The 15293-nt window shown below is 74.3% G+C and carries 9 protein-coding genes; 4 read left to right on the top strand and 5 right to left on the bottom strand.

Annotation, left to right across the window (positions count from 1 at the left end; translation table 11 throughout):
• Positions 1–433 precede the first annotated feature (433 nt).
• Both lhgO and AC067U_RS08800 read right to left on the bottom strand, forming a co-directional pair.
• Positions 434–1630 carry an L-2-hydroxyglutarate oxidase gene (gene lhgO / locus AC067U_RS08805; RefSeq protein ID WP_478828960.1) on the bottom strand — a complete coding sequence of 399 codons (1197 nt, stop codon included), beginning with the start codon at positions 1628–1630 and terminating at the stop codon, positions 434–436.
• A 97-nt stretch (positions 1631–1727) separates the two neighbouring features.
• Positions 1728–3494: a sporulation protein gene (locus AC067U_RS08800; protein WP_478828959.1), complete on the bottom strand. Its 1767-nt coding sequence runs from the start codon at positions 3492–3494 to the stop codon at positions 1728–1730.
• Between the two features lie 598 nt (positions 3495–4092).
• Between AC067U_RS08800 and AC067U_RS08795 the strand changes: the two genes are divergently transcribed.
• Positions 4093–6264: an asparagine synthase-related protein gene (locus tag AC067U_RS08795; RefSeq protein ID WP_478828958.1), complete on the top strand. Its 2172-nt coding sequence runs from the start codon at positions 4093–4095 to the stop codon at positions 6262–6264.
• Between the two features lie 37 nt (positions 6265–6301).
• Here AC067U_RS08795 and AC067U_RS08790 read toward each other — a convergent pair whose 3' ends face one another.
• On the bottom strand, positions 6302–8278 hold the full coding sequence (locus AC067U_RS08790; protein ID WP_478828957.1) for a sigma-70 family RNA polymerase sigma factor: 1977 nt from the start codon (positions 8276–8278) through the stop codon (positions 6302–6304).
• 264 nt (positions 8279–8542) lie between these two features.
• Positions 8543–9307 carry a TetR/AcrR family transcriptional regulator gene (locus tag AC067U_RS08785; protein WP_478828956.1) on the bottom strand — a complete coding sequence of 255 codons (765 nt, stop codon included), beginning with the start codon at positions 9305–9307 and terminating at the stop codon, positions 8543–8545.
• Positions 9308–9647: 340 nt separating this feature from the next.
• On the opposite strand from AC067U_RS08785, the gene AC067U_RS08780 reads away from it, so the two are divergent.
• Positions 9648–11054 carry an NAD(P)/FAD-dependent oxidoreductase gene (locus tag AC067U_RS08780; protein ID WP_478828955.1) on the top strand — a complete coding sequence of 469 codons (1407 nt, stop codon included), beginning with the start codon at positions 9648–9650 and terminating at the stop codon, positions 11052–11054.
• Positions 11055–11253: 199 nt separating this feature from the next.
• On the top strand, positions 11254–12972 hold the full coding sequence (locus tag AC067U_RS08775) for an ATP-binding SpoIIE family protein phosphatase (protein WP_478829555.1): 1719 nt from the start codon (positions 11254–11256) through the stop codon (positions 12970–12972).
• A gap of 68 nt (positions 12973–13040) precedes the next feature.
• On the opposite strand, the gene AC067U_RS08770 is transcribed toward AC067U_RS08775, so the two are convergent.
• Positions 13041–14321, bottom strand: coding sequence for an MFS transporter (locus tag AC067U_RS08770; RefSeq protein WP_478829554.1), 1281 nt, complete (start codon positions 14319–14321; stop codon positions 13041–13043).
• A gap of 116 nt (positions 14322–14437) precedes the next feature.
• On the opposite strand from AC067U_RS08770, the gene AC067U_RS08765 reads away from it, so the two are divergent.
• Positions 14438–14974 carry a MarR family winged helix-turn-helix transcriptional regulator gene (locus tag AC067U_RS08765; RefSeq protein ID WP_478829553.1) on the top strand — a complete coding sequence of 179 codons (537 nt, stop codon included), beginning with the start codon at positions 14438–14440 and terminating at the stop codon, positions 14972–14974.
• Positions 14975–15293: the final 319 nt, after the last annotated feature.

Below are 15293 nucleotides of genomic sequence, written 5' to 3'. Positions count from 1 at the left end.
CGTCGATTCTACGTTCCACCCCACGAGACGGCGCGCCCCGCGCCCGTCAGGGGCGCGGGGTCGGGACGCCGCGGGCCATGTGTCCTGTCAGGGGCGCGGGGAACTGCGCGCCCGGCCACGTCCCGGCCCGCGGGCCGGGTAGAAGGGGCCGGCCCCGGAAGGGGGGCGGGCTCTGGGTCGGCATGCCGCGGGGCATGTGTCCGGTCAGGGGCGCGGGGAACTGCGCGACCGGCCACGACCGGGCCCGCGGGCCGGGTAGAAGGGGTCGGCCCCGGAAGGGGGGCGGGGTTTGGGGCCGCAGGCCACAGTTTCGGGATGGGGGTCCCCCCGGACGGAGTCTGGGGGAGGGCGGGGTGGGGCAATGGCTCCGCGTAGCGGCAAGGTCGCAGGGGCGAAGCCCCCGCACAGGAAGGCCACCGGCCGACCGGATCCCTCAGCCCCGCACCGCGTCAAGCACCCGCCGGGCGACCTCACGCCCGATCGGCAGCGACGCGGTCGCCGCAGGCGATGGCGCGTTCAGCACGTGCACCGTCCGCGGCGCCTCGCGGATCAGGAAGTCGTCCACCAGCGTGCCGTCCCGCAGCACCGCCTGCGCCCGCACCCCCGCCGCCGCCGGCCGCAGATCCGCTTCCTCGGCCCCCGGCAACAGCCTCCGCACCGCCTCCGTGAAGGCCCGCTTCGACAGCGAGCGGTGGATCTCCCCGGCGCCGTACCGCCAGTGCCGCCGCGCCATCGCCCAGGTCCCCGGCCAGACCAGCTCCGAGGCCACGTCGCGCGGGCGGACCACCGACCAGCCGTACCCCTCGCGGGCCAGCGCCGGCACCGCGTTCGGCCCGACGTGCACGCCGCCGCCGATGCCCCGGGTGAGGTGCACCCCGAGGAAGGGGAACGCCGGATCGGGCACCGGGTAGACCAGGCCGCGCACCAGCGAGGGCCGCGCCAGGTCGTAGTACTCGCCCCGGAACGGCAGGATCCGCATGCCCGGGTCGTCACCGGCCAGCCGCGCCACCCGGTCGCACTGCAGCCCCGCGCAGTTCACCAGCGCCTTCGCCCGCACGACCAGGCCCGAGGAGGTGCGCACCGCGACCGCGGACGGACGGCGGGAGATCAGCTCCACCCGCTCCCCGTAGAGCACGTCGGCGCCCGATGCCTCGCCCAGCTGCGCGGCGACCCGTCCGTAGTCCACGATGCCGGTGGTGCCGACGTGGATCGCGGCCAGCCCGCGGACCTCCGGCTCGTACTCGGCGATCTGCGCCGGGCCCAGCTCCCGCACCGGAATGCCGTTCTCCCGGCCGCGCTGGACCAGTGCGTGCAACCGCGGCAGCTCCGACCGGTCCGTCGCGACGATGAGCTTCCCGGTCACCTCGTGCGGAATGCCGTGCTCCGCACAGAACTTGACCATCTCGGCCGCGCCGCGCACCGCGAATCGGGCCTTCAGTGACCCCGGGCGGTAGTAGATCCCGCTGTGGATCACTCCACTGTTGCGGCCGGTCTGGTGCCGGGCCGGGCCCGCCTCCTTCTCCAGCACCACCACCCGCGTGCCCGGCGCGAGCCGCGACAGCGCGTGCGCGGTCGACAGGCCGACGATTCCGCCGCCGATCACCAGCACATCGCAGTCCAGGCTGCCCACTCGCGCCACCTCCCACCCCTGATACTGCACCGTGCCACTGACAGCCAAGCGCCGGGGCACCGCGGAGCAGGCGAAAACCGGCCCACCGGGTCACCCGTCAGGCGGGCGTGACCAGCAGCGGACGGGCCCGTTCCCGCAGCTCGGCGACCCGGGGCTCGTCCCCGTACGGCTCCAGCCGGTGCAGCAGGTCCCGTACGTACTCGGTGGTGCGGGCGGAGGAGATCCGGCCCGCGACCTCCACCGCCCGGGTCCCGGCCGCGCAGGCCGCGTCCAGGTTGCCGGACTCCAGCTCCGCGACCGCGCTGACCACCAGGCGCAGCCCGTGCGAGCGCACGTACTCCTCCGTCGGCCGGGACAGGGCCTGCTCGGTGAACCTCCGGACCTGCCGGGGCAGTTTCAGGTCGCGGTAGCATTCCGCCGCATCCGCGGCGAACCGGTCGTAGGAGTAGAAACCCAGCCAGGTCGGGTCGGGGTCGCCCTCGCGCGCCCGCTCCAGCCAGCCCTCCGCCGCCCGCAGCGCCGAGCCGGCCGCCTGCGAGTCCCCCGCTTTGGCGTGCGCCCGCGCTTCCACCAGCCGGAAGAAGCTCATCGTCCGGGCGGTGGCCAGGCCCCGGTTCCGCTCCACGGCGGCCTGCGCCAGGTCCACTCCCTCGTCCGCGAAGTCCCGGTAGGTGGCCTGCAGGGACATGGACGCCAGCACGTACCCGCCGAGCGGTACGTCGGCCGCCGCGCGGGCCAGCCGCAAGGCCTGGATGTAGTACCGCTGGGCCGCCTCCTGCTGCCCGGTGTCGAAGGCCATCCACCCGGCCAGCCGGGTCAGTTCGGCGGTGGCGCCGAACAGCGCCCGCCCCACCTCGTCGCTGTACGAGCCGAGCAGCAGCGGCGCCGCGTCCACCCGCAGGCATTCGGGGACCATCGACGAACGCCAGTCCCCTCCGCCGTACTTGGAGTCCCAGCGGCGGGCGTCCTCGGCGGCCTCGCGCAGCTTGGCCACATCGCTGTGGCCGACCCGTTGCGGTGTCGCGTCCGACAGCAGCGGCGCCGGTCCGCCGCGCGTTTCGGGTCCCGGCTGCGAGGGCACAACGGAGGTCGGCGACGGCGCGGGCGACGGCGGTGGCGATGTGGACACGGCAGTAGCGGCGGCAGGGGCAGCGGGGACGGCAGCGGGAGTGGACGCCTGTGAGGGCACCGGCACGCGTGCCTGCCCGGGTGTGGGCCCGGCCGCCGGCCGCGACGCCCGGCCCGCCCGCCCGACCCGCGGCGCCTGCCCGGGTGCCGCTCCGGACGCCGTCCCGGCCGCGGGTGGTGTGGCGGCAGGCGGTGGGGCGGCGTGCGGTGTGGCGGCAGGGCTCTCGGCCGGTGCGGGGGCCGGCCCGGGTGGCGGCGCGGCCTCCCGCGCCACCGAGCTGTCCGCCGGCGATATCAGCCACCGCGAGGCCGGCATCGCGTACGCCGACACCGAGAAGGACCCGGCGAGGGACTGCCAGATCCCGCCACCGCCCCGCCGGCCCGCCAGATCCAGCCGGTACAGATCGGTGGCCGAACGCACGGCCGCCCCCACGTCGCGCGGGAAGCTCAGACCCACCTCGGGCGCCGGATCGGCATCGGCCAGCCCGATCTCGTGCAGCGGCACCGGACGCCCGAGCTTGGCGCCGATCGCGGCCGCGATCAGATGCGGGGCGGCACCCTGCGGCACCATGCCCTTCGACACCCACCGGGCCACCGAGGTCTTGTCGTAGCGGAGCGTCAGACCCCGCTGCGCGCCGAGGTCGTTGACCCGCCTGGCCAGCCCCGCGTTGCTGATGCCGGCGAGGGCGAGGACGGCGCCGAGTTTCTCGTTGGGCTCGCGGAGCTCCCTGGACATGCGCCACCCCTCGTCACGCGGAACGCACCACACAAGCCGGCCGCCGGGCATAGGCGCCCGGCATTCGTAAACCCAGCGTAGTTCGCCGCATGCCAAGCGTTAAGGGCCTGCCTTCCCTATGGCGGGATTGTTGTCCGTGGTCGCGAACGCGCGCCGCCCGAGCGCCGGGGGCGCACGCCCGTGCCCGTGCTCCGGCCGTGTGGCCGTGCGCCCGGCCGTGCGCTCTGGCCCGGCCGGGAGCGCGGCGATTCGATGTCCGGTGCGTGGGTCGGCCCACTGCGCGGATCCGGTGGGCCGGGGGACACCGCCGCCTCAATCCCCGCGGGTGGCGGACCGGTCCGGGGGGTGGGCCGCGCCCCCCGGGCCGCGCCCCGCGCCGCCGTCTTACGGCCAACACCCGCCCGCCGCCCGCCCGAAGAATGGCCGAAAACCGACTGTGGCGTGCGCGGGGATTCCGGTCACCGAGCGTCAAATGCGGCATGAACGGCGCGCGTTCCCTCATCTGTGCGCCCCCTTTGCCGACCCTTGTGCGCCTCTCTCGTGGCAGCATGGACCCCGTCCCACAGGTGCCCACGAAGCTGGTAGCGGGGAGGCGGCGATGCGCTGGTTGGTGGGGTGGAGCAGTATCGCCGCGAGTTTCGGCACGGCGGGCCGGGTGACCGGCGCCGGCCACGACGGCGTGCTCCGCGGGGGCCTGGCCGACGCCGCCCATCCAGACGACCCGGCCGAGGACGCCGAGCGGACCGTCCACCCCGTCGGCGCCCAGCTGCTCTGGGGCGACCCCGACCCGCTGTGGGCGGTCGGCGACTGGCGAGCCGACGAGATCCGCACCGTCACGGCCGACCCCGCCGACCCCTTCACCCGGCTCGCCGTGCTCGGCTGCTGCGGCGCCGACGACGAAGAACTCCGCCGCGCCCTCTACACCGCCCGCGGCGGCGCCCTGCGCCACCTGACCTCCTGGTCCGGCAGCCACACCGTCGTGGTGCAGACCGGCCGGCGGATCAGCGTCCTCGGCGACCTGGCCGGAGCCCGGCCCGTGTTCTACACCCCCTGGGCGGGCGGCACCGCGTACGCCACGGCCGCGCTGCCGCTCGCCGACCTGATCGAGGCACAGCTCGACATCGGCCACCTCGCCGCCCTGCTGGCCTGCCCGGACAGCCCCGAGGCCCTGGGCGACGGCACCCCCTACGCCGGGGTCCGGCGCATCCCGCCCGGCCACGCCCTGATCCTGCGCGAGGGCTCCCGCGAGATCACCGGCTACGAGCCCGTCGCCTCGCTCGCCGTCGCCGCCCCGGAGCTCGAAGCCGGCCGCGCGGTGGAGGGCGTACGGGAGGCATTGGTGGATGCGGTGCGCGCCCGGCTCACGGCTCCGCGGCATGCTCCCGAGACCTTGCCGTACGACCCCGGACCGGTGCCCGGAATGGGGCCGGCGGACCGCCGCGCGGCCCGCGGCATGCCCGCACCCGTACCCGGCATCGGCGCCGACCTCTCCGGCGGCAGCGCCTCCGCCACCCTCGCGCTGCTCGCCGCCGGACTCCCGGGCGCGCCCGGCACCCTCCTCGGCCACGGCGCCACCGCCGCCGGCGAACGGCTGCTGGCCGTCACCTTCAACGACCTGGCCACCCCGCAGGGCCGCGAGCCGGAACTGGAACGGGCCCGTGCGATCGCCGCCGACCCGCGCCTGCACCACGTGGTGGTCGCCGCCTCCGACGACGCCCTCCCGTACGCCGACCTCGACGGACCGCTCACCGACGAACCCGGCCCCGGACTGGTCGTGGCCGCCCGCGAGCGGCGCAGGCTCGCCGCCGGGTCCGCCGACCACCTCGTCGGCCACGGCGCCCGCCAGGTCCTCGACGGGCACCCGGCCCGGCTGGCCGACCTGCTGATGGACCGCCGCCGCCGGCCCCTCATCCGCCCCGTGGCCGCGCTGGCCCGCTCGGCCGCGGCGGAGGGCACCTCGCTGCTGGTCCCGCTCACCGTCTACTCGGCGGCCCGCCGCCTGGCCCGTACGCCGTACCGCGCGGGGGTGGAGACGGTCGCGGCCCAGCTCCGCGACGGCCGCCTGCCCGTCCTCCCCGACGGCCCGGTGAACGCCTCCCTCTCCGCCCTCACCTGGTGCCGGCCCGGCCCGGCGGCCCGCTGGCTCACCGGCGAGGCACTGGCCGAAGTATCGATCCGGCTCAGCGCCGCGGCCGGGCGGCCACCGCTCTCGCTCCGCCCCGGCGAGGCCCGTGCCCGCTCGGCGCTGGCCCGGCACGCCGCGGACCACCGGGTCTTCGAGCAGGCAGCCGAGGTCCGCAGCCAGCGCCTGCACGCCCCCTTCCTGGACAACCAGGTCGTCCGGGCCGCCCGCGCCCTCCCCGAATCCCTGCGCGTCCAGCCGGGCGCCCGCGCGACCATCCTGCGCGAGGTCCTCACCGGCACCGGCGTCCGCGAACTCCCGCCCGGCTGGGGCGCGGCCACCCACACTCCGAACGAACGGGCCACCCGCCTCGGCCTGCGCGCCGCCCTCCCCGACCTCCTGCTCCTCTTCTCCTCCCCCTACCTCGCCGACGCCGGCCTGATCGACGCCCGGGTCGTCCAGCAAGCCCTCACGGACGCGGCGGCGGGCCACCCCATGCCCCTGGACGGCCTGGCCGACCTGGTCTCGATGGAGCTCTGGCTCCGCCGTCTCCTGGCCCGCCGCGGCACCTGCTGGACCGGCACCTCCACTCCCCGCCGACGGGCGGTCCCCACCGGCGTCCCCCTCCGCCGCCCGGCCCTGTCCTGACCCGGCACGGGCGTCCGCGCCGTTCCCCCTCGTTGAGCTAACGGCAGGTGATCACCGCGTCCGCCCAGGCCGCGAGGACCGGCCGGCCGGGCCGGTCGGCCCGTTCGACCGTGAGGCGGAGGGATTCCGCGCCGGACAGCGAGACCCGGACGGGCAGCGGAGCATCGCCGTGGCCGACCGGCGCGGAGCGCCAGACGCGGGTGCCGTCCGCGTAGACGGAGAAGCGCACGGTGCCCGAGCCCGATCCCTTCGGCAGGGACAGGTCGTCCACACCGACCCGCGCCGAGAACGCCGTGCACTGCCGGTTGAGCCGGATCTCCACCCGGGACCGGGCGTTGACCGTGATGCCCTGCTCGAAGCGCTGCCCGCCGACCCGCAGCCCCCACCGTTGCCAGACCCAGCTGCTGCGCCACGCGTCCAGCTCGGGACGGCTGTGGTCGCCGAGCACCGCGTAGCCGAGCCGGGCCAGCTGGTAGCCGGTCGGCGGCGCGGAGACGGGCGGCGAGGTCGGCTTCGGGGTCGGCTTCGGCACGGTCGAAGGCTTCGGTGCCAGCGCCGGCGGAGCCGGGCGGACGGTCGGGCTCTGCGTACGCGACGGAGCCGGGGAGGGCCGGGCTGCCGCCGGACGGGACGGCCGTTCGGCCCGCGGCTCCGGTACGGGCGCCACCGCGGCCGGCGGCTCCGGATCGGAGGGGCTCGGCGAGGGCGCCGGCCGCGCCGGGGGCTCGGGTCGTACGGGAGCCGCCGCGCTCGGCGCGGGCTTCGCCCCGGCCTGCGGCTCCACCTCGTCCCCGGCGAAGGCGAACACCACTCCGGCGGCCGCGGCCACCGCGATGCCGGCCGCGAGGGCGGCCTTCGCGGGCAGCCCGAGCCCCTCGGAGGCCGCCGCGGCCCCCACCCCGGAGGACCCGCCGACGGCACCGGCACCCGAGCCGGCCGCACCGGCACCCGCACCAGCGCCCGCCGCACCCGCACCGCCCGTCGCGGCCGCCGCCGCACCCGCGCCGCCCGCGGCGACCGCACCCCCGGCCACCACCCCGGCGGCCTTGGCCGCGTACCCCGCCGCGAACCACCCGATGACCGCGACCGGAAGCAGCGCCGGGATGCCCGCGTTGACGTCCTTGAGCTCGCCGACGGCCAGCCGGCACCTCACGCACTCCTCCAGGTGCCCGCGCAGCCCGCGCTCCGCGCGCATCCGCAGCCCGCCCCGCGCGAACGCGCCCAGCCGGTCCGCGTACCGCGCGCAGTCCCCGCCCGCACTGAGCGCCGTACTCACGTGTGCCTGCAAGTACGCCTGCTTCAGGCCCTCCCGGGCCCGGCCGGCCAGCACCGCCGCCGCGTTCGCGGTCAGCCCGAACAGCGGGGCGATCGAGCTGGGCGAGGCCTCCTCGACGGTGGTGTGCCACAGCACGGCCTGCCACCGCTCGGGAAGGCTCCGGAACGCCTGCACGGCCAGCGAGCGCTCGGCCTCCTGCATGGCCCGGACGTCAGCACCCAGCTCCAGGGTGTCCTCCCCGGACAGCCCGGAGAGGCCGGACGGCCCGGCCGTGCCCTCGGTACCCGCAGCTCCCGCTGCCGCCTGCTCCGCGAACACCGCGAAGTCCTCGACGAGCTGCTCCCGCTTCGCGGTCTTCGTCCACGCGGCGGCCACCCGGCGGACGGTGGTGAGCAGGTACGCCCGCACCGCCTGGTCCGGTCCGGCGCCGCCGCGCACCGCCTGCAGGGTCCGCGTGAACACCTCCGCGGTCAGGTCCTCGGCGGTGTGCCCGTCGCGGCAACAGGTCCGCGCGTACCGGCGTACGGCATCGGCGTGCCGACGGAACAGCTCCTCGTAGGCGCTGTCGTCGCCGCCGCGCAGCCGGGCGATCAGGTCACCGTCGGACGGGGGCAGTTCGGCCGAGGTCGCCCCGCTGCCGTGGCCCCGCTGGGCCGGCACCTGCCGTGCGGGCGGGCTGCCCGCCTCGACCTCGCCCCCGGCACCACCGTGTGGTCCGTTCCGACCGTCAACGCCCATCGCGGAAGCCTTCGTACGAGACCCTCAACCGGTACACGCCGGAAAGCGTGTCACACGGGGGCCGGGCGCCGGACCCCTCTCCGGTCCTTCCACTCATCCGGGCACGATTCGGCGAATAGCCCCACGTGTCCTCACCCGTTCGAGCGGTCGGTCGTTCGAGGGATCCGGCATGCCACCGCAGGTCCCACCCGCACGGGTGACCCGGGGCGGGTGACCCGTGGCAGGGTCGGCCGGGCCGGCCGGAGCCGGCCGGCCGTCACGCCGTCACGCCGTACGCGAGCGCAAGCCCTCCAGCAGGATGTCCAGCAGCCGGGTCGAGGCAGCGGCCTGCTGGGCCGGGTCCGGCAGCGCCGGCGCTGCCGTCGCTATCACCAGCAGTACGTCGGCCACCGTGACGTCCGCCCGCAGCTCGCCCGCGGCCCGCGCCCGCTCCACCAGCTTGCCGACCACCTCGAGCAGCGCTCCGGCGCCCGCGTCCTCGGCGGGCTCGCCCGGTGCGGCCGGACGCGTGCCGACGATCCGCGGCTCCGACTGCTGCCGCTGCTGCGGCACGCGGGCGTCCTCGGCCGCCACGGCAGCCGCCGCGGCCTCCTCCTCGGCCACCGAGCCGACCCGCAGCACCTGCGGCGGCAGCAGCCGGCCGGCACCCGAGGCCACGGAGGTCCGCAGGAACCGGGACAGCGCCTGCCAGGGCTCCTCCTCCTGGCCCAGCGCGGCCCGCGCCTGCTCCGTCAGCCGGGCGGTCTCCTCCTCGGCTATCCGCCGGACGAGCACGTCCTTGCTCGGGAAGCGCCGGTACACGGTGCCGACGCCCACCCGGGCCCGGCGGGCTACGTCCTCCATCGGGGCCCCGTACCCCAGTTCCCCGAAGACCTCACGCGCCGCCCGCAGCACGTGTTCGAGGTTGCGCTGCGCGTCCACGCGCAGCGGAGTGGAGCGGCCCACGCCATGCGTGGTGCTGCCCGCGATCATGCGGCTGGCGCCGTCCGTGAGCGCCGTCGCAGAAGCATGGAAATCGGAAATGTGCATCTGTTTCCCCCGGTAATCATTTGTCTCCCCCCGGAGACACTCCCCGCCTTCGTGTCGAGTGGGCCGTGGTCATCGAGGCCCGGTCCTGCTGCTCGACGAGTTACGAACATAGTTGAGCCAGAGTCAATTCAGAAGAGGCAGCCCCGTACGGACCACCGCCCGATCGGAGCATTCACCCCCACTTTTCCGATTCCGCCCTCCGGAATCGACCGTTCCGGACCCTCTGACCTGCACTCCTTGCACCCCCCGGACCCCTTCCGGCAGCACCGCCCCACGGCCTCCTCCGGTCACACAATTTGACGGGCCTGTGGACAAACTCCCGGCCACGATGCGTCATGGGATGGTGAAGGCTGCTAACTCCCGGGGCGAGGCCCCCGGTAACCCGCCCCGCACGCGCATCCTGGTCGTCGGCGGCGGCTACGTCGGCATGTACACGGCCCTCCGGCTCCAGCAGAAGCTCAGAGCCGGCGAAGCCGAGGTCACGGTGGTCACCCCCGAGCCCTACATGACCTACCAGCCCTTCCTCCCCGAAGCCGCGGCCGGTTCCATCTCCCCCCGCCACGTGGTCGTCCCCCTCCGCCGCGTGCTGACCGAGTGCCGCATCGTCATCGGCGAGGCCCGGAGCATCGACCACGCCAAGCGGACCGCGACCGTCCACACCCTCGCCACCGACGAGGAAGGCGCCGGCCCGCTCCACCTGGAGTACGACGAACTCGTCCTCGCACCCGGGTCCATCTCCCGCACCCTGCCCATCCCCGGCCTCGCCGACTACGCCATCGGCTTCAAGACCGTCGAGGAGGCCATCGGCCTGCGGAACCACGTCATCGAGCAGATGGACATCGCCTCCTCCACCCGCGACCCCGCCATCCGCGACGCCGCCCTCACCTTCGTCTTCGTCGGCGGCGGCTACGCAGGGGTCGAAGCCCTCGGCGAACTCGAGGACATGGCCCGCTACGCCTCGCGCTACTACCACAACATCAAGCCCCAGGACATGAAGTGGGTGCTGGTCGAGGCGAGCGACCACATCCTCCCCGAGGTCGGCCCCGAACTCGGCAAGTACACCGTCAGCGAGCTCCGCCGCCGCAACATCGACGTACGCCTGGACACCTGCCTCGACTCCTGCGAGAACCGCGTCGCCGTGCTCAGCGACGGCAGCCGCTTCCCGACCCGCACCGTCGTCTGGACCGCCGGCGTCAAACCCCACCCCGTCCTCGCCGCCACCGACCTGCCCAAGAACGAACGCGGCCGGCTCTCCTGCACCGCCTTCCTCACCGTCGAAGGCGTCGAGCACGCCTGGGCCGCCGGCGACGCCGCCGCCGTCCCCGACATCACCGCCGACGAGCCGGGCCGCGAATGCGCCCCCAACGCCCAGCACGCCCTACGCCAGGCCAAGGCCCTAGCCGACAACCTGCTCGCCTCCCTCCGCGGCGAACTCCTCACCGAGTACGCGCACAAGTACGCGGGCTCCGTCGCCTCCCTGGGCCTCCACAAGGGCGTCGCCCACATCTACGGCCGCAAGATCAAGGGCTACCCTGCCTGGCTGATGCACCGCACCTACCACCTCAGCCGGGTCCCCACCCTCAACCGCAAGATGCGCGTCCTCGCCGAATGGACCCTCGCCGGCCTGTTCAAACGCGAGATCGTGTCCCTCGGGTCCCTCGAACACCCCCGCGCCGAATTCGAACTCGCGGCAGGCATCCGCCACCACGGGCCCCGGCCCCACCTCCAGAAGCCGGGAGAGGGCTGACGCCGGCAGTGCGGTCGGCCACACTGGACGTGTGACCATAGGTGTGCCCACACCTGCGCAGAGTGACCACGGCGTGACGGCGAGGCATGCCGGTACACCGCCCCCGCTCTCGGACCCACCCGAGCGGGAGCACCCACCGCCCAGCGACCGTCCCTGAACAACACAGCGACCACGAGCGACACCACGAGGCTTGAACGCAGTGAACTTCACGCGCTGGAGCGCCCGGTTTCCCGGAACGCAACGCCGCGCCGCCGCCCGGACCGAACACGCCGCCGCCCAGGCCAAACGAGGCGAAGGCTCCGTCCCCGCTGCCCGCGTCTCCGCGCCGGACGGCCGTCCCGCCGACCCCACCACCTCCGGCACCGGCACCGGCAGCCCCTTCGCCACCGTGCCCTCCCCCGACGAACTCTCCGTACGCGAGGTCCTCGGCCGGCTCCCGGCCCTCGTCGCCCTGGTCCACGGGCCCGACCACCGCGTCTCCTACCTCAACGACGCGTACACCGCGGGCTTCGGCCCCCGCCCCGTCGGCGCCCCCGCCGCCGAGGCCCTCCCCGAACTCGGCGAACTCGGCCTGCTCCCGCTCCTCGACCAGGTTCAGCGCAGCGGCAAGCCCCGCACCGCCAAGAACCGCACAGCCCCCGGCGGCGGGAACTCCTACACCGTCACCTGCACCCCCGTCGCCTACTCCGACCCCGGCGGCACCGGGGTGATGATCCACCTCGCCGACGTCACCGACCACGCCGAGGCCGTCGACCGGCTCCGCGCCAGCGAACGCCGCCAGCGCGAGGCCGCCGTCACCCTCCAGCGCTCCCTGCTCCCCCAGGAACTGGAACAGCCCGACGACCTCCGCATCGCCGCCACCTACCAGCCCGGCGGCACCGAGGCCGCCGTCGGCGGCGACTGGTACGACGTCATCACCCTCGGCGCCGGCCGCACCGCCCTCGTCATCGGCGACGTGATGGGCCGGGGCGTCCGCGCCGCCGCCGTCATGGGCCAGCTCCGCACGGCCGTCCGCGCGTACGCCCGCCTCGACCTGCCGCCCCACGAGGTCCTGCAGCTCCTCGACGGACTCGCCGCCGAGATCGACGCCAGCCAGATCGCCACCTGCGTCTACGCCGTCCACGACCCCAACGAAGGGCTCCTGGCCTACGCCTCCGCCGGCCACCTGCCCATCCTGGTCCGCGACGCCGACGGCACCGTCCGCCGCGCCGCCGACCCCACCGGGCCCCCGCTCGGCACCGGCGGCTGGCTGCACTCCTCCGGCACCATCGCCCTCGGCCCCGGCTCCACCGCCGTCCTCTATACGGACGGCCTGGTCGAGCGCCGGGGCGAGGACATCGACGAAGGCGTCTCCGCTCTGGAACGCGCCCTCTCCGGAGCCCAGGGCACCCCTCAGGTCATCTGCGACCGCCTGATGCGCGCCCTCGGCGTGGACGCCGACCACGACGACGACGTGGCCGTCCTCGTCCTCCAGCACCCCACCCGCACCGGCCAGGACGCCGAGCTGTTCCACAACGCCGCCCTGGAACTCCTCGGCGGAGTCGAAGCGGCCCCCCGCGCCCGCGCCTTCGCACAGGGCGTCCTCGCGTCCTGGCGGTTCCCCGTCGAACTGTGCGACCTCGGCGTACTGGCGGCCAGCGAACTCGTCGCGAACTCACTCCAGCACGGCACCCCGCCGATGCGCCTGCGCCTGCGCCGGACCGACCGCCGGGTGATCGTCGAGGTCACCGACGGGGACGACCACCTCCCACGGCGCCGCCGCGCCGAACCGGGCGACGAGACCGGCCGCGGCATCTCGATCATCGCGACCATCGCCTCCTCCTGGGGCTCGCGCCGCACCCCGGGCGGAGGCAAGGCCGTCTGGTGCGAGTTCGCCCTCCCGGACAAGGACAAAGACAAGGACAAGGACAAGAGCTAGGGAAAACGTGCGGGGCCCGCTCCAGGAGGAGTGGGCCCCGCACGTTCGCTCTTCGAGTCCGTCCGGACCTACGCGGCGACCGGCTCGGCCTCCACGCGCCGCACCGCCGACGCCTTCGCGGCACGCACCGACCACGGGTTGTCCTGCGCGGCCGTCAGCTGCTTCCCCAGCCGCAGACCCAGCCACCCGATGCCCAGCGACACCACCACGAAGATCCCGATGTAGACCATCGGCAGCCCGGCACCCACCGGCACGCCCAGCGGGCCGAGCGCCAGCGCCATCTGCTTCACCAGGGCGAAGGCGGAGTTGTACTGCCCGACCGAGCCCTCCGGGGCCAGGTCCGCGACCAGCGGGGCCAGAGTCGGCGACAGCATCGCCTCACCGATACCGAAGAGCGCGTACGTCGTGATGAACGCGGCGGCGGCCATCACGGCGCTGCCGTGCCCCAGCCCGGAGAACCCGGCGATCACCCAGGCACCCGTCCAGATCAGGCCGACCAGCGCGATGACCCGGGACCGGCGGCGCTTCTCGACCATCCTCAGCACGACGAACTGGGCGACCACGATCGCGCCGGTGTTGGCGGCCAGCGCGAAACCGAGGGTCGAGGGGGAGATCCCGGCGGCCTCGGTGCCGAAGGCGGCCAGACCCGACTCGAACTGCCCGTAGCAGGCGAAGAACAGCACGAACCCGAGCACGCACAGCTGGACCATCGCCTTGTGGCGCAGCAGTCGCTTCCAGGCGCCGCCGGCGGCCTGCGCCGGGTCCTTCGGGACCGCGTCCTTGATGGCGGGCGCGTGCGGCATCCTCACGGAGAGGACGACCCCGGCCAGCACCAGGAACATCACGGCCTCGATGCTGAAGAGCAGGGTGAAGCTACCGGGCCGGTTCTCGTCGACGATCTGTCCGCCGAGCAGGCCGCCGATGCCCAGGCCCAGGTTCTGCATGAAGAACTGGAGCGCGAAGGCTCGCGTCCGGGTCGCCGGGGTGGAGCACCACACGATCATCGTGGCCAGCGCGGGCTGCATCACGGCCTGGCCGGCGCCCAGGGCGAGCGCGGAGAGCAGGATCGGCAGCACGCCCGTCGCCAGCCCGAGGGACATGGCGCCCAGCGAGGCGGTGACCGCGGCGCCGATCACGACCGGGACGGGACCGCGGCGGTCGATGACGCGACCGGTGAAGGGGAGCGCGACGAGCGCACCGAGGGCGAAGGCGATGAACGCGCCCGTCGCCCACATGGAGCCCATATGCCGCACCTGCGCCACATAGATGTAGAGGAACGGAACCGTGAAGCCGATGCCGAACGCCGTCAGCGCGTTCCCGGCCTGGATCCGCCGCATCGCAGCGCCCATCACCTTGGTCACTTCTCACCCTCCCTTAGAGCTGAAGACTTCATACCTAAAGTTCGAGTGTTAAGAGTACACATCGAAGGAGTTCGACGCCAATGGGGCGTGCCATACTCATCGCCATGGGTGAGACCCCCGACGGCACTGGGGCCGTCAACGAGCCGACCATCGACGAGCAGATCGCTGCCTACCAGCGCGAGTTCCAGGACCTCGACCCGCAGGTCGAGAAGGTCGTGTCGGGGCTGAGCCGGCTGAACCGCCGGATGAACGTCGCGTACGGACGCCAGACCTCGACCCTGGGCATCAGCAACGCCGAGTGGGAGGTCCTCAAGGCCCTCGTCCTCGCCGGCGCCCCGTACCGGATGGGCCCGAGCGAGCTGGCCAAGCAGCTGGGACTGACGCCGGCCGCGATGACGCACCGGATCGACCGGATGACGGCGGAGGGGCTGGTCACCCGTGAGCGCGACGAGTCCAACCGCGTGCGGGTGATCGTGGAGCTCACCCAGGAGGGCCGGAGCAAGTGGCTCGACGCCATGCGCATGGCCTCGGTCTTCGAGGAGGACCTCCTCCAGGACCTCTCCACGGCTGAGCGGGGCCTGCTGGGCGACATCCTGACCCGCCTGCTGGACCGCGTGGAGGACCTCCAAACCCGGGGTTGACACGCCCGGAGGGGATCCGTAAAGTACTCCGAGTTGCCGCGGGGCCGTAACGGTTCTGCGACAGCACATCCCGCCGCCCCGTAGCGGCAACCCAACTCAGCACGATCCCCGACAGGGAACGAATTCGGCATGCCCGAATTCATTTCCGAGGCCCGATTATGGGCCGCCCGGGAAATCCGCTAGAGTTCGGGAGTCGGAAGGGCCCAACAGCCCCGAAGACAAATCCCGCTGACTGGGAGTCAGGCCCGCAAGGATCTGATAGAGTCGGAAACGCCGAAAGGGAAAAGCGCGAAAGCGCCGGAACCGGAAAGCGCCGAGG

The organism is Streptomyces sp. NPDC043853 (assembly GCF_056436025.1).
Note: the sequence above shows the minus strand (reverse complement) of the source record. Positions and strands in the feature narration are given on the sequence as shown.